Source organism: Daejeonella sp. H1SJ63 (assembly GCF_029360775.1).
Classification (GTDB): Bacteria; Bacteroidota; Bacteroidia; order Sphingobacteriales; family Sphingobacteriaceae; genus Daejeonella.
The window spans coordinates 41,925-68,076 of sequence record NZ_JARKMZ010000018.1; the positions used below are offsets into that span (position 1 = coordinate 41,925).

Annotated in this window: 26 protein-coding genes; 4 read left to right on the top strand and 22 right to left on the bottom strand. The window is 39.6% G+C overall.

The annotated features are described in order from the left end of the window. Positions 1–58: 58 nt before the first annotated feature. The 14 genes from nuoF to P2W72_RS05765 form a co-directional block, all read right to left on the bottom strand. Positions 59–1,429 (bottom strand): NADH-quinone oxidoreductase subunit NuoF, encoded by a 1,371-nt coding sequence (nuoF, locus tag P2W72_RS05700; RefSeq protein WP_276359950.1) that lies wholly within the window; start codon positions 1,427–1,429, stop codon positions 59–61. A gap of 76 nt (positions 1,430–1,505) precedes the next feature. Next, positions 1,506–2,021 (bottom strand): NAD(P)H-dependent oxidoreductase subunit E, encoded by a 516-nt coding sequence (locus P2W72_RS05705; RefSeq protein ID WP_276359951.1) that lies wholly within the window; start codon positions 2,019–2,021, stop codon positions 1,506–1,508. Beyond that, complete coding sequence (locus tag P2W72_RS05710) at positions 2,014–3,225, bottom strand: NADH-quinone oxidoreductase subunit D (RefSeq protein WP_276359953.1); 1,212 nt, start codon at positions 3,223–3,225, stop codon at positions 2,014–2,016. Before P2W72_RS05710 ends, P2W72_RS05705 begins: the two co-directional genes overlap by 8 nt. Next, positions 3,222–3,725 (bottom strand): NADH-quinone oxidoreductase subunit C, encoded by a 504-nt coding sequence (locus P2W72_RS05715; RefSeq protein WP_276359955.1) that lies wholly within the window; start codon positions 3,723–3,725, stop codon positions 3,222–3,224. The genes P2W72_RS05710 and P2W72_RS05715 overlap by 4 nt, the downstream gene beginning before the upstream one ends. After that, on the bottom strand, positions 3,725–4,267 hold the full coding sequence (locus P2W72_RS05720; RefSeq protein ID WP_276359956.1) for an NADH-quinone oxidoreductase subunit B: 543 nt from the start codon (positions 4,265–4,267) through the stop codon (positions 3,725–3,727). The genes P2W72_RS05715 and P2W72_RS05720 overlap by 1 nt, the downstream gene beginning before the upstream one ends. Before the next feature lie 108 nt (positions 4,268–4,375). Beyond that, entirely contained in the window at positions 4,376–4,747 is a 372-nt protein-coding gene (locus P2W72_RS05725; RefSeq protein ID WP_276359957.1) for an NADH-quinone oxidoreductase subunit A, read from the bottom strand. An 82-nt stretch (positions 4,748–4,829) separates the two neighbouring features. Then, on the bottom strand, positions 4,830–6,509 hold the full coding sequence (locus tag P2W72_RS05730; RefSeq protein ID WP_276359958.1) for a hypothetical protein: 1,680 nt from the start codon (positions 6,507–6,509) through the stop codon (positions 4,830–4,832). Between the two features lie 17 nt (positions 6,510–6,526). Then, a complete protein-coding gene (locus P2W72_RS05735) occupies positions 6,527–7,429 on the bottom strand; it encodes a substrate-binding domain-containing protein (protein WP_276359959.1) in 903 nt (300 codons plus the stop codon). Positions 7,430–7,663: 234 nt separating this feature from the next. Further along, positions 7,664–8,488 carry an energy transducer TonB gene (locus P2W72_RS05740; protein WP_276359960.1) on the bottom strand — a complete coding sequence of 275 codons (825 nt, stop codon included), beginning with the start codon at positions 8,486–8,488 and terminating at the stop codon, positions 7,664–7,666. Positions 8,489–8,527: 39 nt separating this feature from the next. Then, positions 8,528–9,079 carry a biopolymer transporter ExbD gene (locus tag P2W72_RS05745; RefSeq protein WP_276359961.1) on the bottom strand — a complete coding sequence of 184 codons (552 nt, stop codon included), beginning with the start codon at positions 9,077–9,079 and terminating at the stop codon, positions 8,528–8,530. 24 nt (positions 9,080–9,103) lie between these two features. Further along, complete coding sequence (locus P2W72_RS05750) at positions 9,104–9,727, bottom strand: biopolymer transporter ExbD (protein ID WP_276359962.1); 624 nt, start codon at positions 9,725–9,727, stop codon at positions 9,104–9,106. An 88-nt stretch (positions 9,728–9,815) separates the two neighbouring features. Beyond that, positions 9,816–10,643: a MotA/TolQ/ExbB proton channel family protein gene (locus P2W72_RS05755; RefSeq protein WP_276359963.1), complete on the bottom strand. Its 828-nt coding sequence runs from the start codon at positions 10,641–10,643 to the stop codon at positions 9,816–9,818. A 596-nt stretch (positions 10,644–11,239) separates the two neighbouring features. Then, complete coding sequence (locus P2W72_RS05760; RefSeq protein ID WP_276359965.1) at positions 11,240–11,584, bottom strand: translation initiation factor; 345 nt, start codon at positions 11,582–11,584, stop codon at positions 11,240–11,242. A gap of 4 nt (positions 11,585–11,588) precedes the next feature. After that, positions 11,589–12,461: a diacylglycerol kinase family protein gene (locus P2W72_RS05765; RefSeq protein ID WP_276359966.1), complete on the bottom strand. Its 873-nt coding sequence runs from the start codon at positions 12,459–12,461 to the stop codon at positions 11,589–11,591. A gap of 224 nt (positions 12,462–12,685) precedes the next feature. Between P2W72_RS05765 and metK the strand changes: the two genes are divergently transcribed. The 3 genes from metK to P2W72_RS05780 all read left to right on the top strand — a co-directional run bounded on the left by metK (position 12,686) and on the right by P2W72_RS05780 (position 15,334). Continuing rightward, positions 12,686–13,942: a methionine adenosyltransferase gene (gene metK, locus P2W72_RS05770; protein WP_276359967.1), complete on the top strand. Its 1,257-nt coding sequence runs from the start codon at positions 12,686–12,688 to the stop codon at positions 13,940–13,942. 72 nt (positions 13,943–14,014) lie between these two features. Continuing rightward, entirely contained in the window at positions 14,015–14,569 is a 555-nt protein-coding gene (locus P2W72_RS05775) for an NUDIX hydrolase (RefSeq protein WP_276359968.1), read from the top strand. Between the two features lie 33 nt (positions 14,570–14,602). Continuing rightward, positions 14,603–15,334 (top strand): lysophospholipid acyltransferase family protein, encoded by a 732-nt coding sequence (locus tag P2W72_RS05780; RefSeq protein ID WP_276359969.1) that lies wholly within the window; start codon positions 14,603–14,605, stop codon positions 15,332–15,334. 3 nt (positions 15,335–15,337) lie between these two features. On the opposite strand, the gene P2W72_RS05785 is transcribed toward P2W72_RS05780, so the two are convergent. Both P2W72_RS05785 and P2W72_RS05790 read right to left on the bottom strand, forming a co-directional pair. After that, positions 15,338–16,057, bottom strand: coding sequence for a LytTR family DNA-binding domain-containing protein (locus P2W72_RS05785; protein WP_276359970.1), 720 nt, complete (start codon positions 16,055–16,057; stop codon positions 15,338–15,340). Between the two features lies 1 nt (position 16,058). Then, positions 16,059–17,069 (bottom strand): sensor histidine kinase, encoded by a 1,011-nt coding sequence (locus tag P2W72_RS05790; RefSeq protein ID WP_276359972.1) that lies wholly within the window; start codon positions 17,067–17,069, stop codon positions 16,059–16,061. Between the two features lie 201 nt (positions 17,070–17,270). Between P2W72_RS05790 and P2W72_RS05795 the strand changes: the two genes are divergently transcribed. Further along, entirely contained in the window at positions 17,271–17,447 is a 177-nt protein-coding gene (locus tag P2W72_RS05795; RefSeq protein WP_276359973.1) for a hypothetical protein, read from the top strand. Positions 17,448–17,534: 87 nt separating this feature from the next. Here the strand turns inward: P2W72_RS05795 and P2W72_RS05800 are convergent, their stop codons facing one another. The 6 genes from P2W72_RS05800 to P2W72_RS05825 form a co-directional block, all read right to left on the bottom strand. Next, positions 17,535–18,884, bottom strand: a complete 1,350-nt coding sequence (locus P2W72_RS05800) for a M20/M25/M40 family metallo-hydrolase (protein WP_276359974.1) — start codon at positions 18,882–18,884, stop codon at positions 17,535–17,537. Positions 18,885–18,925: 41 nt separating this feature from the next. Further along, complete coding sequence (locus P2W72_RS05805) at positions 18,926–20,329, bottom strand: MBL fold metallo-hydrolase (protein ID WP_276359975.1); 1,404 nt, start codon at positions 20,327–20,329, stop codon at positions 18,926–18,928. Between the two features lie 212 nt (positions 20,330–20,541). Beyond that, positions 20,542–21,306 carry a succinate dehydrogenase/fumarate reductase iron-sulfur subunit gene (locus P2W72_RS05810; RefSeq protein ID WP_276359977.1) on the bottom strand — a complete coding sequence of 255 codons (765 nt, stop codon included), beginning with the start codon at positions 21,304–21,306 and terminating at the stop codon, positions 20,542–20,544. 106 nt (positions 21,307–21,412) lie between these two features. Further along, positions 21,413–23,347 (bottom strand): fumarate reductase/succinate dehydrogenase flavoprotein subunit, encoded by a 1,935-nt coding sequence (locus P2W72_RS05815; protein WP_276359978.1) that lies wholly within the window; start codon positions 23,345–23,347, stop codon positions 21,413–21,415. A gap of 47 nt (positions 23,348–23,394) precedes the next feature. After that, positions 23,395–24,180, bottom strand: coding sequence for a succinate dehydrogenase cytochrome b subunit (locus P2W72_RS05820; protein ID WP_276359979.1), 786 nt, complete (start codon positions 24,178–24,180; stop codon positions 23,395–23,397). A 274-nt stretch (positions 24,181–24,454) separates the two neighbouring features. Further along, positions 24,455–25,960 (bottom strand): Do family serine endopeptidase, encoded by a 1,506-nt coding sequence (locus tag P2W72_RS05825; protein WP_276359980.1) that lies wholly within the window; start codon positions 25,958–25,960, stop codon positions 24,455–24,457. Positions 25,961–26,152 lie beyond the last annotated feature (192 nt).

Sequence of the window (26,152 nt, forward strand, 5' to 3'; positions counted from 1 at the left end):
ATAACACCTGTGCTTAATATCAAAGGGCTTTCCGTCCAAATTTTTGACTTTTTAATTTTTAATTTTGACTTGCAACCTCTTCCAGTTTTGGCAATGGATCTGCATACTTTGCCAATCCATAATTCCGCTCCATCGCTTCCTTTGGATTGTTTACATGCCATTCAAATTCATCCCTGAAATGACGGATTGCACTGGCAACAGGCCAGGCAGCTGCGTCACCCAAAGGGCAAATTGTATTTCCTTCAATCTTTTTCGATACATCAACCAGCAGGTCGATATCGCTCATTTTGCCATGACCATATTCCAGGCGGTGAAGCACTTTCTCCATCCATCCGGTACCCTCACGACATGGAGAACACTGACCACAGCTCTCATGGTGATAAAATCTTGAGAAGTTCCAGGTATTTCTTACAATACACTGATCTTCATCAAAAGCAATAAAACCACCTGAACCAAGCATAGTTCCGGTTTGGAATCCGCCATCGGATAGTGATTCATACGTCATTAAACGCGGCTGGCCATTAATGGTATTGAGGATCAGATTAGCCGGAAGAATTGGTACAGAAGATCCCCCCGCAACAACCGCCTTTAATCTTTTGCCATTTGCAATACCACCACAATATTCTTCTGAGTAAATAAATTCTTCAACAGGAAGTCCGAGTTCAATCTCATATACTCCGGGCTTCTTCAGATTACCTGAAGCAGAAATCAGTTTAGTACCTGTACTTCTTCCAACACCAAACTTGGCGTATTCTTCACCACCGTCATTAATGATCGGAACAACTGCTGCGATGGTTTCCACGTTATTTACTACTGTAGGACATGCATATAAACCTGAAATAGCAGGAAATGGTGGTTTAATCCTTGGATTACCACGCTTACCTTCCAGAGATTCAATTAATGCAGTTTCCTCACCGCAGATATAAGCTCCACCACCCGGCTGTACATATAACTCAAGGTCGTAACCCGATCCCAGTATATTTTTTCCTAATAATCCTGCATTCTTTGCTTCAGCAATTGCTCTTTCAAGAATACGGATCTGTGGCATCATCTCGCCCCGCACATAGATATAAGATGTTTTAGCCCCAAGTGCATAGCTGGCAACAATCATTCCCTCAATCAGTAAGTGAGGAATATGGGTCATCAGATAACGATCTTTAAACGTTCCCGGTTCAGACTCATCACCATTACATACCAGGTAACGCTCTTTCCCTTCAGGCTTTGCCAGAAAGCTCCACTTCATGCCGGTAGGAAAACCCGCACCTCCGCGACCGCGTAAGCCCGAGGTCTTAACCTCCTCAACCACAGCCTCGGGGGTCATGGTCTTTAAAGCCTTCTCTACCGACCGGTATCCGCCATGCTGACGATAAACCTCCAGAGTATGGATACCCGGTACATTAATATTCTCAAATAATAACTTGCGCGCCATGCTTATTTAGATATGAAACTGAGATTTAAGATTGGGGAACAGATTTGATATAAAATCATTTCCCTCATCTGATATCTCATATCTTATTTTTTAAATTTTCTATCAGTTTATCAACGCTCTCTTCGGTAAGATTCTCATAAAAAGTGTATTCCGGACCGATTTGCAATACAGGAGCCATTCCACAGGCAGCAAGACATTCAACACCTCTCCAGCTAAATTTACCATCAGGAGTAACCTCTCCCTCTTTTACACCCAGAGTTTTTTCAATATGGTTCATGATCTTTTCTGCACCTACCAGACAACACGGGCCTGTACGGCAGACTTCGAGTACATATTTACCCTGCGGACGAAGAAAGAACATGGTATAAAAAGTAGCCACCTCATAAACTTCGATCGGGTTGATCTGAAGGTAAGCAGCAACTTTATCCATGGCCTCGGGACTAACCCAGCCGTATTCAGCCTGCACCAAATGAAGTACCGGCAGTAATGCTGATTTTTGTTTTCCCTGAGGATAACGACTTACAATCTCATCAAACTGTTTAATCAGGTCTGATGAAAATTCAATTTCCTTATGTTCAGTTACACTAAGCATCTAATTCTCCTGCAATTACGTTCAAGCTACTCATATTGATGATGGCATCAGATAATAACATACCTGCGCTCATCGGGGCATACATCTGGTAGTTGATGAAACTTGGTCTTCTGAAATGCAAACGATACGGCGATCTGCCCCCGTCATTTACAAGGTAAAAACCTAATTCACCGTTACCACCCTCCACTGCATGATAAACTTCAGTTTTGGGAGTATCGATCTCGCCCATTACAATTTTAAAATGGTAGATCAGGGCTTCCATATTATTATATACCTGTTCTTTCGGAGGCAGGTAAAACTCAGGAACATCCGCATGAAAAACACCCTTAGGCTCGTTCTGAAGTTTTTGCATAGCCTGTCTGATAATACTCAGACTCTGCCACATTTCCTCGTTTCTAACAATAAAACGATCATAAACATCACCGCTGGTGCCTACCGGAATTTCAAAATCAAAATCCTGATAGGAAGAATAAGGTTCATTGACCCTGACATCATAATCAACACCGGTTGCGCGCAGAATCGGTCCGCTCCAGCTGTAATTCAAAGCGGTTTCAGGATCTACAGTAGCTACACCTGAGGTACGTTCAATGAAGATTCTGTTTCGGTTAAACAATGTTTCAAACTCCTTCAGAATCGGAGGGAATTTTTCCAGAAATCTGTTGATCTTGGCAAAGGCAATGTCGTTGAAATCACGTTCAAATCCGCCAATACGTCCGATATTTGTTGTCAGACGTGCACCACAGATTTCTTCATAAATCTCATAGATATGTTCTCTTTCTTCCATCAGATAAAGGAAGCCAGAGTATGCACCGGTATCTACACCCAAAATACCATTACAGATCAGATGATCAGAAATACGGGCAAGTTCCATTACTATCACCCTCAGGTAATCTACACGCTTTGGTGTTTCAATGCCCAATAGCTTTTCAACCGTCATATGCCATCCCATATTGTTGATAGGAGACGAACAATAATTCAGACGATCAGTAAGAGGAGTAATCTGGTAAAAAGGACGGTGCTCTGCAATTTTTTCAAATGCACGGTGAATATAACCGATAGTAGAAACACCACTTACAATCCGCTCGCCATCCATTTCCAGTACGTTCTGGAATACACCATGAGTTGCAGGGTGAGTAGGACCAAGATTCAGAGTGATTGTTTCCTTCTGAGGGTCGTTATCTGTGAATATAGGGTGATTCGTCATCTTCCGAAGAAATAATCCTTTTTATCAACACGATTCGGGTCTTCAAGCGGATGCTCTCTGCGCATTGGAAAAACCTCCATCTCATCTACATTTAATATTCTTTTCAAATCCGGATGTCCGTCAAACATAATTCCGAAGAAATCATAGGTCTCACGTTCCATCCAGTTAGCGCCATTCCATAAAGGGGTGGCACTTGGTATATGCGGGTTCTTACCGTCAATAAACACTTTAACTCTGACACGAACATTATTATAAAGGCTGTGAAGGTGATAAATTACACCAATTGACAGTTCCTGCTCAGGAAAATGAATTCCTGTAATATCGGTCAGATAATTAAACTTCAGGTCCTTATCCTCTTTGAGGAAACGGAGCACTTCGCTGATATTCTCAGCACTTGTTTCAAATGTAAGTAAGCCAAAAGGTTCAGCAGGAACAGAAATTCTGTCTCCAAATGCTGAAGTTATACTTTGTATGACCTGTTGATTGCTGAGCTTGCCCATTACTGGATTCCGTATCTACTTAGTAATTCTTTATATTCAGGAGAATCCCTTCTGCGAAGTGATTCATTCTTTACGAGTTCCTGTATTTTATTGAAGCCATCAATAATTGCTTCAGGACGTGGAGGGCAACCCGGCACATAAACATCAACAGGAATAATTTCGTCTATCCCCTGCATTACTGAATATGTATCAAATATACCACCGCTGCTTGCACAGGCACCAACAGCTATAACCCAACGGGGTTCGGCCATTTGAAGATAAACCTGCTTCAATACTGGTCCCATTTTCTTGGCAATGGTTCCCATAACCATCAAAAGATCTGCCTGACGGGGCGAGAAGCTTGGTCTTTCAGAACCAAAACGAGCAAAATCATAGTGCGATCCCATGGTTGCCATGAATTCAATTCCACAGCAGGAAGTTGCAAAAGGCAAAGGCCACATGGAATGTGATCTTGCCAGCCCCACTACCTTATCCAAAGATGTTGCAAAGAAACCCGATCCTTCAATACCCGGAGGCGCTTCTACTAATTTTACTTCACTCATAGTCTCTCTAAAGAAAAAGCCCAATTCAAACTAGTCTGAAATGAGCCCAAATTTATGAATTTAAATGCTTTCAATTCCTTAAACCATTATTTAGAAACAGTCTAAATGCTATTCCCAGTCCAGTGCTTTCTTCTTAATGATGTAAATAAAGCCCAGGAGAAGCGTTCCCATAAATACAAACATCTCAATCAACCCATTTACACCAAATTCCCTGAAATTGACGGCCCATGGATACATGAAAATTACCTCAATATCAAAAAGGACAAATAAAATGGCTACTAAGAAATACTTAATAGAAAATGGCTGACGTGCATTACCAACTGACTTAATTCCTGATTCAAAAGCAACAAGTTTATCAGAAGTCTTACGTTTAGGCCCGATTAAGTGCGTAATAGACATCGTCATAACAACAAAACCTAATGCCACGAGAATCTGAAAAATTATAGGCAAATAATTAAGGGAGGTACTTTGTGCTTCCATTTTTAAGTTTTACGACGCAAATATAAAAAAAAGAAGCCCCTAAACAATGTTCAGAGGCTTCTCTTATTTATATTTTTTAATTTTATTTACTTCCGTCAATCGCCTTTACAGCCTGTGTAGCAGTAACGTTGGCAGGATCTAATGCAAGAACTTTATCAAAGTATTCTTTAGCCTTAACATTATTGCCATCCTTTCTTGCGGCAACAGAGCCCAAATAATTATATGCTTCAATCAGACCAACCGAACTCTTAGCTGCAAGTTCAGGTTTTTCAACAGTAACAAGATTTACATATCTTTCATAGAATGGCACTGCCAAACCCTGACTATCGTTCTCATCGTCCATTAAGCGATTAATGCGGCCACGATACTGCCAGCCAGCCTGAGTTGTTGGAGAACGCTGAACAAGATAACTGAAAGCTGTATCTGCCTTTACAAGAAGATCTTTAGGAGGATTAAGGTTAGCTGCTTTCTGAGCACCGTAGGTAAAGTAGTATGACATACCTAACCAATAGTAGTCAAGAAGCGCTCTTTCAGGATTCTTAATAGCTATTTCGTAAGCCTTAGCAGCTTCAACATATTTTTTGGCTTTATATAAGCTCTGACCAATCTCACTCATTACAACTGCATTACTTGAATCAAGTTCAACCGCCTTAGTAATATTAGCCATACCTTCTGTAAACATGGTAGTATCTTTCATCTGGGCTCTTCCCAGGTAAAGATAATCCTGAGGAATTATACGTGAAGGCTCTACTTTAGAAATGAATTCTTTCAGGGCCTGTGCAGTTGAAGCAAAATTTCCATTTTCAAAAGCAGAATAAGCCAGATAACGTAATACTCTTGGATTTACTTTATCAAGTTTTGCCATTTCATTAGCTTCTCTTTCCAGAGATTTAAAATCCTTCGCTAAGAAAAGGAAGTCTGCATGACGTAAGCGGGAATCTAATGAACGGTCAGTAAGATCCATATACTTCTCATAAAACTGTAATGCTTTCTGCATACGATCAGCATATTCCTTTTTAGACTCCCATGCCCATAAATAATAAGTCTCAGCCAATTCGCGATATGCCGGAGCATAATTAGCATCAAGTGCTATTACACTGTTAAACTCCTCATTTGCTTCAGGGAATGCTTTAGACATTTTATTAATCTTTCCTAACTCTACCTTAGATCTCAGGAAAGTCTTATCCAGATCAAATGCACTTCTGTATGCACTGAATGCTTCACCATTTTTTTGCAGCGTGCGGTATGCATCACCAAGCACTAAATATAGCTGAGCGTCTTTGTCATTTAAAGCTTTGGCTTTTTCAAGATGCACCAAACCCTCTGAAATCATAGGAGTTGGGGCATTAACATAAGCTCTTCCAATGTAAAGGTCAGTCATGTGATCCTTTTTCTTTGTCAGAGAAATAGCCTTATCAAAGTTTGCCTTTGGGCTTCCTTTTTTAGCAAGCTCAACTGCACCCAATCCAACATAGTTTAATGCATATTCTGCATTAGCTGTAATCCCTTTGCTGAATGCGGTTTTAGCTGAATCAATATAATCAGGTCTGATATATATTGATGATGTAGTGAGGTAAAGGTTACCTAAATAGAAAAAGTTTTCAGCATTTGTTGGCTGAGAACTGGTTAATGAATTTAAAATAGCCTTACCTTTTTGATACTGTTCTGCATCAATAGCCTTCCTGGCATCAGTTAAACTCTGAGCAAAAACTGCTGAACCAACTAATATCAAACCCAGGGTTATCTTAACTGCCTTGTTCATCTTATTCAATTTTTAGTTTAATTTACAATATTTATTTCACGGGAAGGAATACTATCAGGCAACAATCCTGATTTAAGTACAATTCTCTGTCCGCGATCTCCTGCAAGAAACGAAGCAAAACCTGTGCCTAAACCAGCTCCTCCCTCGCAATTAATAATATATAATGACCGTGTCAATGGATAAAGTCCCAAAGCAATGTCATTTTGATTAGGTTTATAATAAGCATCCGATCCCGGTTTACCCTTTACATTCCTAACACTTAATATTTTTAAATTCTCAACTATACCTTCAAGTTCAACCGGTGGCTGTACTATCCAGTTGACACCAACCACTCCAATAGCCCCCGGGTTATCATTGATATACTTAAGTACATCACTATTGGATTTAAGAGCATAAATACCTGTTGAAGGTATTTCCTTAACTCCTGCCAGATCTTTAAAATATCTGATTGTACTTGAATTCGCATTATCAAAAACCAGACTTTTAATTGCTGAGTTTTGTCCCTTCAGTCTACTGATAATATCAGCTACATCAACAGTAGAATCAATGGATGACTTATGCGAAATAAGTGCTATTCCGTCGATCGCAAAACGATTAATCCGGATTTTAATGTTCTTAGACTCAAAATATTTACTTTCTTCCTTTGTAAGCAGCCTTGACAACACCGCAACCTGAGCACTATCGCTTAAAAACAAATTTAATAATTCATTTTCAGATTTCATGATCAGATCAAGACTGGCATCGGGATAAGCACTTTCAAATATATATTCTTCATCTTCGAGTATAGGAGCAAAAGATTCATCAACAAGAATGCTTTCCTTACCGCTGGTATAAGATTGCTCTTTTACTTCTTTTTCATTTCTGCACGAAAGAAGTATAAGGGTTAATACCGTAAAAAATATTGGCTTTAAATTTTTCATATCAGGTATTAGAACGAAGTAATCTTACAAATCTGATAAAAGAATAAACTACCAGAAGAACTGCAAAAGCAATTCTGTACTTAAATTCAAGATTTAATGGAAAATCTTTCCAAAAAATAATCGCAATCCCTAATGCAAAGTAAAGGGAGAACATCCCCAGCCCTAAAATAAACAGAAATCGCTTTGCGGGCGATTTCTGTTTTTTCTGCTCTTTATTAAAAGATGACATCAATACTATTGTCCTGCCAACTGGAAGAATATAGGCATTGTATAGGCAACCCTTACCGGGCGACCATTTTGTATACCTGGTTTCCATGCTGGTGCATTTTTCAATACACGGATAGCTTCTTCGTCGCAACCACCACCGATACCTCTTAGAACTTTGATATCAGTTAACTGGCCATTTTTCTCTACAACGAAACTCATAATAACACGACCTGTGATATTATTTTCACGAGCCATTGGAGGATATTTCAGGTTTTTCTGAAGATACTTACCCCATCCTGCCATTCCACCCTGGAATTCAGGAAGAACCTCAACACTCGCAAAATCGCGGATATTGTTATCCTCAACAACTTCAGCTTCTTTCGGAGCTTCACCAACAGGCTCATCAATTACGATATCAGCGTTTGGATCACCTTCAATAGTTTTCTGACCAGGGTCAGCAACTTTCAGCTCTTCAACTGTAGGAGGCTCTTCATCCCTAACTTCAGCTGCCGGAACAACTACAGGAGGAGGGAACTTAATCTGATCAATTTTAGGCTTTGGTGGCTCCGGTGGAGGCGGAGGCAACTCTTCTTTGTTAATTGGAGGTGGAGGTTGAAGAACCACTTCGGTGATTTTCACCTTTTCTTCTTCTGGCATGATTCCGGAGATATATCTTATAATCAGCGGTAATGAAACCACTAAAATAAAGAGTATAGAACCAATAATCACTGCGCGGCTTGTAGTTTTGGAATTTGATTTCCTCAACTCATACGCCCCATAGCTTTTATTTCTCCCTGCGAATACAACATCCAGCCATTGCGGGTTGAATAAATCTATTTTAGACCCTAACATACTATACTTTTTTAAAGGGTTAATACTTGTTTTAAACTATTACTTGTAGATTCCATCACGCTTCAACAAAGCAATATCCGGATCAGAGATCTCAACGATCGCATATCTGTCAATATTGGTAACCTTCATTTCATCAAGGATATCCACAAAATTTCTGTAATTTGACTGATCACTCGGTTTGATCAAAACGATTAATCCTTTACTTGGATCACCAGTAGTAGCTATAACTTTCTTAGCATTTTCAATTAAAGCCTTTCTGATTCCATTCCTTCCATAATTATCAACCTGGGGAGGAGTTAGGGGTTTATCAACAAGTCCCATATACCACTCAATACGATTATTCGCACCGAGTAAAATGGTCATTGTTCTGTTATCAGCAATCGTCAATTCCTGCTGATCTTGTTTTTCCTTATCAGGCATGGCCAAATCCATTGCCTGAGGTTTAGCCAGTGTAGTGGTAAGCATGAAGAAGGTAATCAAAAGGAAAGCCAAATCCACCATTGCGGTTAAATCCACACGTGTTGATTGCTTCTTACTTCTAACTTTCCCGCCTTTACCCTTACCCCCGCCGGAGGTGTCTAATTCTGCCATCGTGTTTTATATTAATTATACGATTTATTCTTCGCCTGCCCTCAGAGAGGTAATCAGACTAAATTTGTTAATATTCTGATCCTGAAGGATTCCCAATATTTTCTTGATTGAAGGGTATTCTTCCCTTGCATCACCCTTAATACTGACACGCATATCAACATTGTTAAGCTCTTTAGTGGCATAACGGGCTGATAACAACCAATCGTGCAATTCAGATGGACGCTGGCCTACAGAATCAGTAGGAATACCTGGCTGTAATCCGGCTTTATTACGCTCATCACCTTTCATCATGATGATCTGCTTCAGATTACCAATTGGTACTCCGAAACTCTCAATTAGTGAGAAACGCTTTTTCTCTTCGTCAGAGAACTGAATCTGGTATTTTTCGCCCATCAATTCCAGGGTGCGGATACGGATCGGTTGACCCGGTACTCCAAAAAACACCTTTTTCTGACCAACAGTCAGTGTTGCTATATCCAAATCAGGCAGCTTGAACTTTACTGTTGATGCCGGAGTATCAACAGGGAGTGCTTCTGGCTGACGAGCTGTTGCTGTCAGGATAAAGAAGGTAAGCAACAAAAACGCCACATCACACATAGCTGTCATGTCGATAGCTGTACTTTTTCTGGCAACTTTAATTCTAGGCATTGCTTCTTTTTAAATTATAAACTATTTACTATAGAGATGAAAAAAAACCGGGTTTTCCATAAACCCGGAATATATTTTTCAAAACCTATTATTTATGAGTACTTGCGTATGTTTGAACGATTGAGAAACCTGCCTCATCGATAGCATACGTCAATTTATCAATTTTAGAAGTAAATACGTTATACATAACGATTGCAATAGCTGAAGTAGCAATACCTGTTGCAGTATTGATCAGCGCTTCAGAGATACCGTTTGCAAGAGCTGCCTGGTCAGGAGAACCTGCACTTGACAATGCCGCGAATGCCTTGATCATACCTGTTACTGTACCTAACAGACCCATCAATGTACCAATTGATACCAAAGTTGCAATTACTGTTAAGTTTTGCTCTAACATCGGCATTTCCAAAGCAGTTGCTTCTTCGATGTCTTTCTGAATAGCCAAACATTTTTGCTCAGTATCCATTTTAGCCTCAACTTCCATTTCCTTGTATTTCTTAAGGCCAGACTTGATTACGTTAGCAACTGAACCTTCCTGCTTATCGCATTCTGCAATTGCTGAATCAACATTACCAGCTCCGATAAGAGACTGAATCTTCTTAACAAAAGTGTCTACGTTTCCTTTTCCGGTAGCTTTTCCAATAACAAAGAAACGCTCGAAAGAAAACACAACAACCATTAATAATAATCCCATCAGAAGAGGAACGATATATCCTCCTTTGTAAACCATTCCGAAATAGTTACCAGGTAGCGGGTGACCATTCTCAGGATCTCCACCTTCAAAGTTTGCAGGATCTCCCATTACGAATTTCCATAATAGTATTCCAACAAGAATACACATCACGATAGACATACTTGCAAAAATGCTTGAACCAGAGCTTTCCTTTTTAGCTGTTGTTGGTTTTGGTGCGTTCGCCATTTTTTTAAATTTTAGTTTTTAGTTGTTGAAAAATATAAGTTAATTGATTTTGTTTGGTATTGTTAGTAAATATTACTCTAAATTAATTTAAATACAATTTTGTGTCTCCCGATTTAATCGGGATAACAAAAATAAAATTTTCGACTTAATAAAAAATTATTTGTGAATTTATTAATTCTATTAATTCAATCCTGTCAAAGCCATCCCTAGAATTAAGCAAGAAACATGCTGTTCTAAAAGAAGATTGCTCTCAAACCAGGCAATCATTTTACAATGAAAACTATTTTTTATTGCAATTGCAAATTTCCAATGTTATTTTAATGTTTAATCAGCCGAAGCATTGTCAATTTTATTCATAACTAATTAATTATCAGTACTTTTTACATAATGTTTAAAATTTGATACAATTGCAATGCCAGAGATCAGGTATCAGAATTTTTCCTGATTTTAATTGATTGCTTAAAATTTCAGAATCAGAATTTCTAACATAAGTCAAAGAAAAAGGCTTAATAACTAACAGGTAAAAAGACTACATTTTTGATAGAAAATGTAGTTTAAGCCATATTATAGGGGTATAATGATAAATTGTTAAATATTCAGGAACCAATTTTTTTTACTTTGTACCCGTCTGCGATGAGTATATTCATAACCTTCTCACGAAAGTCCCCCTGTATAATAATCTCAGCATCTTTTGCCGATCCACCTACACCACATTTTTGTTTCAATTTTTTTCCCAGAATTTCAAGGTCATCTGAAGTACCTATAAATCCGGTAACCAGAGTCACAGCTTTACCGCCCCGTTGTTTTCTGTCAAGCTGCACCCTCAAATCCTGAAAACGGGGCTCCAAAGTTTCCATTGTTGCGGAATCATCAGAGATATATTCAAAATCAGGATCTGTAGAATATACAACTCCCTGAAGGCCCTTGTTTTTTTTAGACATAGAATTAATTAAGTATAGTTAATGAATTAGGGTTGATTCCAATACTCAACTCGGTTCCCATATTAAAGGGATCACCATCAAGGTGAACTGCTGCAGCAATCTCTCTGATAATAGTAATTTTACTGCCCTGAATGATCTCCAGATAGTTTGATCTATGTGTATTCTTTCTGAACATTCTAAGCGCTAATGCAGGAAATTTATACAGAGGGAATGGTTTTAAGATGCAAATATCCAGCATTCCATCATTCAGGGAGGCGAAAGGAGAAATATGTGCATTATTACCGTATTGCGATGAGTTGGCAACACTAATCATAAAGGCCTGATGCTTATATTCTTTCCCGTCTATCAAAAGACGATAATGCTGGGAACGATAATTGGAAACTTCTGAGAAAGCTATTTTAACGTAGCTACTGAGACCGCGCTTAACATTTTCAGCAAAACGTGCACTGATCTGTGCATCAAATCCGATACCAGCCATATTAAAGAATTTCCTGCCGTTAAATGTGCCTGAATCAATTTTACTGGTATGAAGCTCATTTATTCTTTTTATAGCCTGCACATCGCCAAGCGGGATCCCTAAAGATCTGGCCAGCCCATTCCCTGATCCAAATGGTATTATCCCCATTATTTTATCGGTTCCTTCCACTACAGATGCCACTTCATTTATTGTTCCATCGCCTCCTACTGCAACAAGAATATCGACCCCATTTCTGAGCGCCTCATTTGCAATAACAGATCCGTGACCATGATATTCTGTAAAGACACATTCAGAGTCAAATTTGCTGTTATCCAGATATTTATTAACCTTTTCCGGGAAATTATATTTGGTCTTCCCGCCTGAAATTGGATTGATAACGAATAAAATTTTTCTTTTCAACTAAATTTAGATTTTGGCTCCAAAAATACTCTTATTTTTTTTTAGAACTTAAAATTTATCCTACTTTTGCCATGCAAAAAAGTGGATCGATTTGCGTTGATTGCAACCACGTAAAAAAAAGTGCTAAAACAATTTGCCGATTTTTACTCCGATCAATCTTCTTTCCACTTCATTCTGCTTTAAATTACTGGTCATTACTTTTTTAAATAATTAATTAAATCACTATGCCATATTTATTCACATCAGAATCAGTATCAGAAGGACACCCGGATAAGGTGGCTGATCAAATTTCGGACGCATTAATTGATAATTTCTTAGCCTGGGATCCCGATTCCAAAGTTGCCTGCGAAACTTTAGTAACAACAGGACTTGCAGTTTTAGCTGGTGAGGTAAAGTCGCAGACTTATCTTGATGTTCAGAGAATTGCCCGTGATGTAATCCGTAAAATTGGTTACACCAAGTCTGAATATATGTTTGAAGCCGATTCATGCGGTGTTATCTCAGCAATTCACGAGCAGTCTGCAGATATTAATCAGGGTGTTGACCGTGTTAAGAAGCAGGATCAGGGTGCAGGTGACCAGGGTATGATGTTTGGTTATGCAACAAACGAAACTGAGAATTATATGCCGCTGGCTCTTGATCTTGCCCATAAGATCTTAGTTGAGCTTGCTGCACTTCGCAGAGAAAACTCATCAATCAAATATCTTCGTCCGGATGCTAAATCACAGGTAACTATTGAATACAGTGATGACCATAAGCCGGTTCGTATTGATGCAATTGTAGTATCGACCCAGCACGACGACTTCGATACTGAAGCAAACATGCAAAAGAAGATTCAGGATGATATCATCTCAATTCTGATTCCAAGAGTTAAGGCTCAGTTAAAACCTGAACTTCAGGCATTATTTACAGATGCTATCAAATATCATATCAATCCAACCGGTAAATTCGTTATTGGCGGACCGCATGGCGACACAGGATTAACCGGCCGTAAGATCATAGTTGATACTTATGGGGGTAAAGGTGCGCATGGAGGTGGAGCATTTTCAGGTAAAGATCCTTCCAAAGTGGATCGTTCAGCTGCTTATGCAACCCGTCACATTGCCAAAAACCTTGTTGCTGCCGGAGTATGCGATGAAATTCTTGTACAGGTTTCATATGCTATTGGTGTAAAAGATCCGATGGGAATTTTTGTAGATACTTACGGAACTGCTAAAGTTGGTTTAAATGACGGAGAGATTGCTCAAAAGATCTCTGCAATTTTTGACATGACTCCTTACGGAATTGAGACCCGCTTAAAACTGCGTAATCCGATTTATTCTGAAACTGCTGCTTATGGACACATGGGCCGTCAGAGTGAAGTGGTAAGCAAAACTTTCGCAGGAACAAACGGCGAAAGCAAAACTGTTGAAGTTGAATTGTTTACCTGGGAAAAATTAGATTATACAGATCAGGTGAAAAAAGCGTTCAATCTGGCTTAATCTGCCAAAAAATATCAAAAGAGCCTTGTTTCCTTTACCGGAGAGAAGGCTTTTTTATTTAACATTGTATTGATGAATGAATTCGATATTAATCCATGGCAAATACTTTCAAGTGAAAAAATCTATGAAAATCCATGGATCAGTCTCACTGAACATCAGGTAATCAATCCCGGGGGAGGCAAAGGTATTTACGGAGAAGTGCATTTTAAAAACCTTGCGATAGGCATCATTGCGCTCGATGAGAATAACAATACCTGGCTTGTTGGGCAATACAGGTTTCCTCTTAAAAAATATAGCTGGGAAATACCGGAAGGAGGCTGTCCGGAAGGAACCGATCCGCTTGAATCAGCAAGGAGAGAACTACTTGAAGAAACAGGAATTACTGCAAATTCCTGGACTGAAATTCAAAGAATCCATCTCTCCAATTCAGTAAGTGATGAACTGGGGATTATCTATCTCGCCCGGGAGCTCAGCTTCGGCGAATCAAGCCCTGAAGAAAGTGAGGAACTTTCAGTTAGAAAAATGCCTTTCGAAACAGCGTTTCAAATGGTCATGAATGGTGAAATTACAGACTCAATAAGTGTTGCTGCAATTTTGAAACTTAAGCTGATGCTAATTAAAGGTTAAACTTTAATTTTGAACCTATTCAACAAAGAATCAATGAATAAAATTTTAGGCTATATTTTCAGTCCGCTACACTACTTATTATTTGGTTTGATATTATGTGTTTTCCATCCGGTTCAATGGCTCTCTTTAAAACTTGGCGGATATAAAGCACATAAGAAGTCTGTTGATTTAATGAATTTACTTCTCCTGAGTACTTATTACGCTATGGGTAGCAGGATCAGTTTCAAAAACCCTTTTCAGTTGCCCGAGAACCGGCCGATAATTTTCATATCCAATCATCAGAGTATGTACGATATACCTCCGCTGATCTGGTTTTTGAGAAGGAATCATGCAAAGTTTATCTCAAAAATAGAGCTTACAAAAGGAATACCAAGCGTATCATTCAATTTGAAATATGGCGGCGGAGCTAATATTGACAGGAAGGACAGTAAGCAGGCAGTTGCAGAAATATTAAGACTGTCCGAGCGGATGAAGGTCAACAATTGGTCGGCAGTAATTTTTCCGGAAGGAACACGCTCCAGAAACGGAAAGCTTAAGCCATTTGCAATAGGTGGAATTGCGACCATCCTTAAAAAAGTACCGCACGCATTAATTGTACCGATTGCCATCAAAGGCTCCTGGAAATTTGTACAATACGGCTCTTTCCCCCTAAGTTTTGGCGAAAAAATGAGCTGGGAAGTGCTGGAACCCATTGAACCCCCGGGAAAGTCTATTGAAGATTTGGTTTCAATTGCTGAGCAGGCTATTAAAAAAGCTATTGATTGAGGCTTAACCTATATTTTTATCCTCAATCTGCTTGAAGAAATACTCGCGGTAAGTATCACCGATTGGAATGATTTTATCACCAATCTGAATTCGGCTTCTTTCGATACTTTCAATTTTACCCAAAGCTATAATATAAGATTTATGAACCCGGATGAAGGACTTTGAAGGCAAAGACTCCTCCATCTTTTTCATATTCTGAAGGGTGATAATCCGTTCGGTTCTGGTGAAAATTGAAATATAATCCTTTAGCCCCTCAATGTATAAAATATCATTAAGGTATATCTTCTGAATCTTATGTTCGGTCTTTACAAAGATAAAGTCATGGCTGTTTTGAACCTGGGCAGGTTCAGGAGCTGTCAGCTGATTATTCCCCGAATTCTGCAGTACTTTCTGGGCAGCCTTGTAGAAACGATCGAAAGCAATAGGTTTAAGCAGGTAATCAACCACATCCAATTCATATCCATCAAGAGCATATTGTGAGTAGGCTGTAGTAAGAATAACATCACATTTACCATTGATAATTTTCAGAAACTGAATTCCTGTAAGTTCGGGCATCTGAACATCAAGAAAAACAAGGTCAATAGCATCACTTTGTACCAGAGATAAGCCTTCAATTGCACTGGTTGTAGTTTTCACCAAAGTCAGAAAAGGGACCTTGCTGATATAATCTTCCAATATATCCAGAGCCAATGGCTCATCATCTACCACAAGACAACGTATCATTTTATAAATTTAGATATAATTCACAATTATAAATATCATTAGTATCGTCAATGTTTAAACGATAGTGGTTCTTATAAATCAGATCCAATCGTCTTTGCACATTTTTCAATCCGATACCACCAGTGTCATCTTTATTCAGATTGCTTTTTTTATTAACTACCTGAAAGAATAATTTGTCAGATGTAATATTGAGGATAATCGTTATAGGATTATCGGTATCAGTAGCCAATCCGTGTTTGAATGCATTCTCAACGAAAGAGATTAATACCAATGGAGTAACTTTCTGACCTTCGGGATCGCCATTGATCTCAAATTTAACACATGGCTTATCTTTAAAACGTAGTTTCTGAAGTTCGATATAATTTTCAAGATACCTGATCTCATCAGAAAGCGGAACCTTATCGACATTACTTTCATAAAGCATATACCGCATTATTTCTGAGAGCTTTAGGATTGCCTCCGGAGTTTTCTCAGCTTTCTGATATGCCAGAGAATAAATATTATTCAGGGAATTGAATAAAAAATGAGGGTTGATCTGAGATTTCAGAAAGGCCAGTTCAGCAATAAGCTTTTCATTTTCAAGCTGACTTTTAATTTTTTCATTATTAAACCAGTCCTGCATAAATTTCAAAGCCGTACTCAGAAAAATAAAGAAACAACTTACAAATGCTGCACTGAAACAATAGTCCCAAAAGTCCATAATATGCTTGCCTCCCTCTCTCCTGATTACAATATCATAGAAATAGTAGGCAAGTCCGCATTTAATAAATGCAGAAATAATGACCAGAATAAGCATGGCAGTTGCACACCATAAATATTTCTTTTTATCCAGAAATGCCGGCAGTATAAGCAGATAATTGATGTAGAAAAGGACGATATTAATCAGTCCGAAATAAACAAAAACAACAATGGTTCTATACACAATTTTGCCATTGGTTCCCATGTACATAAAAAGAAACAAAATGATAGCCCAGATAAAAGTATGAAGAGCTATCTGTCTTAATTTATTCATCCTTTAAAAGTAATGTTTGTGATAATCTGAGCACATCGGTTTCGACGAACAGGCGAAAGCAATCTGCCAACAAGCCAATATAAGCTATTAATCGTCAGACCCGGAAAAAATACCGTTTGTCTTCAAAAAAAGGGGCTTGGTCTAATAGATTTCAGGGAGATTTCAATAAAATATTTCTTTGTTCTATCAAAACTCAGAATTATGAAAAAGCTTAGCAACTGTATATCTCCGTTCATCATGCTGCTTGTGCCTCTTTTCCTTTTAATCGGAATATTGGCCACAAATATGAACAAAGAACTTCCGGCAGACAGGCTGAATGCAGGATTAAGATTACAAATTCCGTCTATAAAAATGATTATCCTTGCTGCTATCAAATAGTTGATAGAATCTGATAGCAGCAATTAGTCCCGATCATCATAAATCAGCCTTAATCAGCTTTTTCTTATGATGAATTCTTTGTTTATGTTAACGAACAGATGCCGGTATAACTACCAGACTTTCATGTCCGTCTGCATCGACAGATTGAACACCGAAGTAATAATTATCCTTAGAGTAATTTAAAATTGCTTTGGTATCCATTACAAAAAACTTCTTTTCCCAAACCGGACTGCTGGTTTCTCTCATTACAACATAATATCCTGAAGGTTTTTCGCCCTGCGGAGCCTGCCATTTCAATTCAGTCCTGTTGGTCAGTCCGCTGGTTATTATTCCAACATTTACAGGTTCGCGGGGGGCAAGGGCAAGATTTGCCAAAGCTGCAAGATTCATTCGGGTTACCTTCTGAGCATATTCATAATCAACAAAATCAGGTAAATCGCCAAAGCTTATTCCATTTTCGTTACGGACAGTCTGGTGTTGCCTTTCAAAGTTTTCATTCATCTCGGTAATTCGTATGCCGGCAAAGCCCTGCTGCGAGAATGGAGTATGATCACCGCCACGAAGATATCTGTCGCGACGATAGATCAATTTCACATCTAGCTGATCAACATATCTTTCAGCAACTTCCTTCACATAGCGTGCAAACTGCCTGGCCTTCCCATCATTTTCTGCACCTGTACTTGCTCGACGGGCAGCTTCTTCTGAAGTTTCAGCAGCCGAAACTCCCTCACTGAACACCCTTACCGACCTGTTATCCTTTATACCGGTCTCCATGGCGTAGGTATTTCCAATAATATCATTGGTGATCATTCCTGCAACATTCCATTTTTCAGCTTTCGCTCTTTTAGCAAGATTCGCTGCGCCATATAATCCCTGCTCTTCGGCTACCATAGCCACAAAAATGATTGTAGCATTGAACTTATGCTTACTCATTACTCTGGCAAGCTCCATGGCCGCTGCGGTACCCGAAGCATCATCATTAGCACCGGGAGCAAATATCTTTGAATCATTTACATCAGTTGCCCGCGAATCATAATGGCCTGAAACAATAAAAATACGATCATCCGCCGGATCAGTTCCCGGCAATATGCCCAATACATTCTTCATGACTGTCGGAACTGCCACTCTTCTGCCATCAGCAGGCTGGGTAAAGGTATCAAACTCCACTTTGAGACGACCACCGGAAGACTTAGAATAAGATTCGAGCTCAGATCTTATCCAGTTACGGGCTGCACCAATACCGGTCTTAGAACTAAGGGTATCGCTCATACTATGCCGCGTTTCAAAAGAAACCAGTTTTCTGACTATGGATTCAATATTCTTTGAGGAAACCTCATCGACCATACTTTTGATCTGCTGATCCTGACGAACAATGCTTGTCTGCGATTGACTATTGATTGAAACTGCCAAAAGCAGCATTATTAATATATTTCTCATTTATAAAAGATTATCATTTGAATTTGCTTAGCCCCTAAGTTTTAATCAAGAATATATTCCTGATGCACTTCAGGAATCTCAACACTGGCGTACCCTTTGGCAATTATTTTCTCTTTAAAATTTTGCTGAACATCATATTCACCATGAATTATAAAAAGCTTTTTAACCTTCGAAGGATCCTGACAAGATATAAACTGCAGCAGATCGTCATAGTCGCCATGGGCACTCATTGAACGAATGGACCTCACTTCTGCCTTCACATTGTACTCCTCTCCGTAAATACTTACAGTAGTATATCCGGCCATCAAACGGCCACCCAGTGAATTTGGTTCACAATAGCCCACCATCAGAATAGTGTTCTTCTCATCGCCAATATTGTTCCTGATATGATGCTTTACCCGTCCCGCCTCTGCCATTCCGGAAGCAGAAATGATTACACAGGGATCATGCTGAGTATTGAGAGCTTTTGATTCACTGACATCCTGAATAAAAGTCAGGTTCTTAAAACTAAACGGATCATCATCGTGCAGCATCACATCCTGTACATGTTTATTGAAATTTTCAGGGTGACTTCTCACTACATCGGTAGCCTTAATTGAAAGAGGGCTGTCTACATAATATCTTACATCAGGAAGCACTCCCCTTTCTTCCAGATGATTCAGTGAATAAAGTATCTCCTGCGTACGGCCTACACTAAATGCCGGAATAATAACCTTACCCCCACGCAAAATACAGGTCTGATGAATAATTTCTTTCAAAAGCTCTTCGGCCGGTTCTGCATCATCGTGCAAACTGTCGCCATAAGTTGATTCGAGGAAAATATAATCTGACTGAGGAAAGTTCTCAGGTGACTTAAGGATAAGATCACCATAACGTCCAACATCACCACTATAGGTTATGCGGGTTGTCTTTCCATTCTCTGTGATACTGAGATGAACTGCAGAACTGCCAATAATATGGCCTACGTCAGTGAGCAAAAATTGAATGTCATCTGAGATTTGATGAACTGTATTGTACTTCACAATTCTAAACTGACGCAAACATTCTATTGCATCATCTTCGGTATATAAAGGCTTGAGTAATGGCATCCCCTTACGTTCCCTTCGCTTATTGCTGAATTCGCAATCCTTTTGCTGGATATTGGCTGAATCCATAAGCAATATTCTGGCAAGATCCATTGTTGCTGCCGTACAGAATACTTCACCCTTAAAGCCTTGCGCAACCAGGCGGGGTATCAGACCACTATGATCGATATGTGCATGACTTAATATAAGGTAATTTACTTCTGCCGGATTAAATCCGAAATGCTCGTTAAGTTTATCTGTATCCTCTCCCATGCCCTGATACATTCCGCAGTCGAGTAGTATTTGAGTACCATTTTCTAATGTTATTAAATGCTTGCTCCCGGTTACATTTCTGGCAGCTCCATGAAAATTAATGCGCATGATATTCTGGTTTTGAGATATGGTAAAATTACGCGAATAAACGGAATTGTGCTAAGAAGAACCGAAAGAATACGTGAACAGCTTACCCGGTGGTTTCCTCTAATAAGAATTGCGTGAGGAAAATAAACAAACCGAAAAACTTTAGTGAAAACAAAAAACTCAGACATGTTTTATACGTCTGAGTTTTTTATCCCTGCAGGAAATACAGAAAATTATTCTTCGTTCTTAATCAATGTTGCATTGAAATAATCGCGGTTCATTCTTGCAATATTGGTGATTGATATTTCTTTAGGACATTCAGCTTCGCAGGCTCCAGTATTTGTACAACTACCGAAACCTTCTGCGTCCATCTGCGCAACCATAGCCTGAACACGACGATAACGCTCAGGTTGTCCCTGAGGTAATAAAGCCATCTGTGATACTTTAGCCGAAACGAACAGCATTGCAGAAGCATTTTTACATGCTGCGACACAGGCTCCGCAACCAATACAGGTTGCTGAGTTAAATGCCTCATCGGCTACAACTTTCGGAATCGGAATCGAGTTGGCATCAGGAACACCACCAGTATTTACTGAAATGAATCCTCCTGCAGCCTGAATACGATCAAATGAAGTACGGTCAACGGCAAGATCCCTGATAACCGGGAAGGCAGAAGCACGCCAAGGCTCAATAACAACGATCTCATTGTCATTAAAGCTTCTCATATGTAACTGACAGGTTGTGATACCATGTTTCGGACCATGAGGCCGGCCATTAATGTGAAGCGAGCAGGCTCCGCAGATACCTTCACGGCAATCATGGTCAAAGTGAATAGGATCTTCTCCCTTTTTGATCAGGCCCTCGTTTACCACATCAAGCATCTCCAGAAATGACATATCCGGAGAAACCTGCTCAGCTTTATAAGTAACGAATTTACCTTGTGATTCAGCATTTTTCTGGCGCCAAACCTTTAATGTCAAATTCATATTTCCACTCATTATTATAAGTATTTAGTATTTAGCAATAAGTACTCAGTATTTAACTCTTTGGGCTTAGCAGATAATATTCATATTATTAAATATTATTTACTCCCATACTTCCGTACTATTTATAACTTCTCTGTGTTAGTTTAACATTCTCAAACACCAACTCTTCCTTGTGAAGTACTTCCGGCTCATTATCTCCTTTATACTCCCAGGCAGCTGCATATGCAAACTGATCGTCGTCGCGTAAAGCTTCTCCCTCTTCTGTCTGGCTTTCCAAACGGAAATGACCACCACATGATTCTTTTCTGTTCAACGCATCATCTACCATTAATTCTCCAAGCTCAAGGAAATCAGCCACACGGCCTGCATTTTCAAGATTCTGATTAAATTCTTCGTTGGTTCCTGTTACCTGTGCATTCTTCCAGAAATCTTCACGAAGCTGGCGGATAAGTCCTTTAGCTTTAGTAAGTCCTTCTTCAGTTCTTGCCATTCCGCAATATTCCCACATAATATGACCCAATTCACGATGATATTCATTAACAGTCTTAGTGCCTGTTAAGGATAATAGTTTGTTGATCCTTTCCTGAACACTTTTCTTAGTTTCTTCAAATGCAGGATGCGAATTGTCAACTGCTTTTGGTCCGATCGTAGCCAGATAATCGCCCAAAGTGTAAGGAACCACGAAATATCCATCAGCAAGTCCCTGCATCAATGCAGAAGCCCCTAAACGGTTAGCACCGTGATCCGAGAAGTTTGCCTCTCCTAAACAATATAGTCCCGGAACTGTGGTCTGCAGATTATAATCTACCCAAAGTCCACCCATAGTATAATGAACAGCAGGATAAATACGCATTGGCTGCTTATAAGGATTCTCGTCTGTGATCTGCATGTACATATCAAACAGGTTTCCATATTTCGCACGAACTGCATCTTCGCCCAGACGGGAGATTGCTTCAGCAAAATCAAGGAATACTGCAACACCTGAAGCCCCAACTCCACGACCCTCGTCTACCATTTCCTTCGCATTACGTGATGCCACGTCGCGCGGAACCAGGTTACCAAAAGAAGGATATTTACGTTCAAGGAAATAATCACGATCCTCTTCTTTGAGGTCAGTTACTTTCAATTCGCCTTTACGTAATTTTTGAGCTAATTCAACCGTTTTTGGAACCCATACACGTCCATCATTTCTCAATGACTCAGACATTAGTGTCAGCTTCGACTGGTGATCACCCGTAACCGGAATACAGGTAGGGTGAATCTGGGTAAAGCAAGGATTTGCGAACAATGCACCACGCTTATGAGCTTTCCATGCAGCGGTAACATTACATCCCATGGCATTGGTTGAAAGATAAAATACGTTACCGTATCCACCGGTACAAAGCAATACTGCATGCGCCGAATGAGTTTCAATCTTACCATTGATCAGATCGCGGGTTACGATACCCTTTGCCTGACCATCAACAGTTACCACATCCATCATTTCATGACGGGTGTACATTTTTACTTTCCCCAGATTGATCTGACGGTTCAATGCTGAATATGCCCCCAGTAATAATTGCTGTCCGGTCTGACCTCTGGCGTAGAAAGTACGTGATACCTGAGAGCCACCGAATGAACGGTTATCAAGTAAACCCCCGTACTCACGTGCAAACGGAACACCCTGAGCCACACACTGGTCAATAATATTTACAGAAACTTCGGCCAAACGATAAACGTTAGCTTCACGGGCACGATAGTCGCCACCTTTAATAGTATCGTAGAACAGGCGGTAAACACTGTCGCCGTCATTCTGATAATTTTTTGCAGCATTAATACCGCCCTGAGCAGCAATTGAGTGTGCACGGCGCGGACTGTCCTGATAGCAAAAAGCTTTAACATTATAACCCAATTCTGCCAGAGAAGCAGCTGCAGAAGCTCCGGCCAAACCTGTACCTACTACAATAACCGTATATTTACGTTTATTGGCAGGGTTAACCAGTTTAAGGTTAAATTTATGTTTGGACCATTTCTCGGCTAAAGGGCCTGCTGGAATTTTAGCATCTAATTTCATCTCAGAAATTTATTTATAATCCTGATTGCTCAGAAAATGTGATAATCTTATTTAAATAGGAAAAAATATACCGGCATAGCTGCAAATGCTATCGGAACTAATAATCCGAAGATCCATACGCTGATAAACCGTACCAAAGGCAAATACCTGTTATTATTCCATCCGATGGTTTGAAAAGCACTTTTAAAACCATGAATCAAATGGAATGCAAGTGCAGCCATCGCAATTACGTACAAAGCAACGTACCACCATGTCTGGAATGCATTCTGAACTACCTTGTAAAGATCTTTTGAAATAACGATCTTCTTTCCTGCCTGAATGTCAACAACTTCTGAATGCACCAATCGGTTTGCATCGTATGGAACTTCTGAAACCTGAATATCATTCGGGTTATCCAGACTGATCTCATACTTAGCATAAGGTAATTCAGCATTGTGATATTTCCACCAGAAATCACCCATATGCACTACAATAAAGATTAAAAGAATAGTACCAAGAATACCCATATTACGGGATGTCCATGCACTGTTCTGATTACCTGCCTGCATAGCATAAGCAACCGGGCGGGCTTTTTTGTTTCCTGCAGTGATCATCAATGCATAGAGTGCATGGACAATAATTGAGGCATACAATAAATAAGATACGACCTTGATCGGTGTGAAATGGGTCATGAAATAGGCGTAGGCATTGAATGCCTGTCCTGCATCATCCTTAAACAACTGAAGGTTACCTACCAGATGCACAATCAGGAATGTACACAGGAAGATTCCTGTCAGGGCCATTACCAGTTTTTTTCCCAATGAGGATGAGAACGTTTTTGCGAAATTGCTCATTACCTTGTGTTATTTTTATTATTCAGGGAGCAAATTTATCATTATATGGTAAAAATCGTACAGATATCTGCGTGCAGGACAAAGAATTTATCTATTTAGAACCAATCTAAATTTTTCCCGGCAAAATCAAGAACCCGTACACGCATAAACCCGGCAGGGTTTAAGCACAATTCACTGTCTTTTCAAAACACTCAGAAGATTACCTAAAGTATGGAAAATAAAAAGGCCTTCCTGTTAATCGGGAAGGCCTGTATAAATATTATGAATCAGCGTCTTACCTCACCTGAAACTGGTATCTGATCTGCATTCCGTCAGGAGTAATACCGCTTATAGTAGCCATATTATTTCTGCCTGACGCGATTGCTTTTTCTACATCCGCAGAATTGTAGACAGAGGTTCCGTTAACTGTTGTAATTACTGTTCCCTTAGGCAGATCCAGCTGATCGAAATAACCACCGGGTTTCACATTGCTTACAACCACCCCTGAACTGATCTTAAATTTCTTCTTGATACTTTCTGATGCCGGGGCAAAGCTTGCACCCAAATTTTCTACGGCAGTACCGGAAGTATTGTTTGCAGTGCGTAATGACTCTTCACCCTTCAGTGTCACATTTGCTGACAGGGTCTTTCCATCTCTTAAATAAGATAACTGGACCTTATCGCCCGGACCAAGACGGCCGATACGCTCCTGAAGATCGGCTGGAGAAAGAATGGTATTCCCTTCTACTTTTGTGATGATATCTCCTTCCTTTAATCCGGCCTGAGCAGCACCACCACCCGGAATTACTTCATTAACATAGAGTCCGTTAATCTCTTTAACCCCAAGTCGTTTTGACTGTTCAGCATCCAGACCTGTAAAGTTGATTCCAATATATCCACGGCGAACAGAGCCAAACTGCTTAAAATCGTTCAATACTTTCTTAGCCAGATTGATTGGAATAGCAAAACCATAGCCTTCATAACTTCCGCTTTGGGAAGCAATAGCCGCATTTACACCAATCAGTTCGCCTTTGGTATTTACCAGTGCTCCGCCGCTGTTACCGCGGTTAATTGCAGCATCAGTCTGAATAAATGACTCAATAGCCGTTCTTGCCTGAGGTCGGCCATCATCTCCGGGTTCGGTACCCTGATCAAGGATTCCAATCTGTCTGCCCTTTGCACTTACAATACCTGCAGTAACTGTAGTGTTCAATGCAAAAGGATAACCTACGGCAAGAACCCATTCTCCAACACGGACATCATCTGAATTACCCAATTTCACAACAGGAAACCCTGAACCTTCAATTTTCAGAAGCGCAAGGTCTGTATTTGCATCAGAACCAATAACTTTTGCAGATAAAGAACGCTTATCAGGAAGTACCACATCAATTTTATCGGCATCATCCACCACGTGATTATTAGTTACAATATAACCATCATCAGAAATAATCACCCCTGAACCAGACCCCATGGCCGGACCCTGCTGACGGCGGCGGCCTCCGAAGAAATCTTCAAACAGATCCTGCATCTGATCACGGCCTGAATAACCCCTGTCATTTGCATTATAGGTTGTTTTAATATGAACTACTGCAGGCGTTACAGCAGCTGCGGCCTGAGTAAAATCCAGTGAACCGGTTGATGAATTGATTACAGGAGCAGCAGGGTTATTGGTAAAATAGACTTTCTGCTTATCCTCTAAAGACAATGAATTCTCAAATCTGCTTTCTATTAACTTATAGGACCCGATTGCAACCGCCCCGCCCAGGCAGGCTGTCAAAAAAGTTATTCCAATCTTTCTCATATGTGTAATTTATCTTTTTTCAATTTGTTTAAATCCTGATCAAAATTAATACCACTTAAACGTTATTTGAAGAATAAGTATATTCATTTTGTGTTAAAAAATGTTAAATACACAATTCTGAAATCAGAATTATAAGGCTCAATAATTATCAGGTATTTCAAATTATAATTCCGAAATTTATAAAATCTTTCT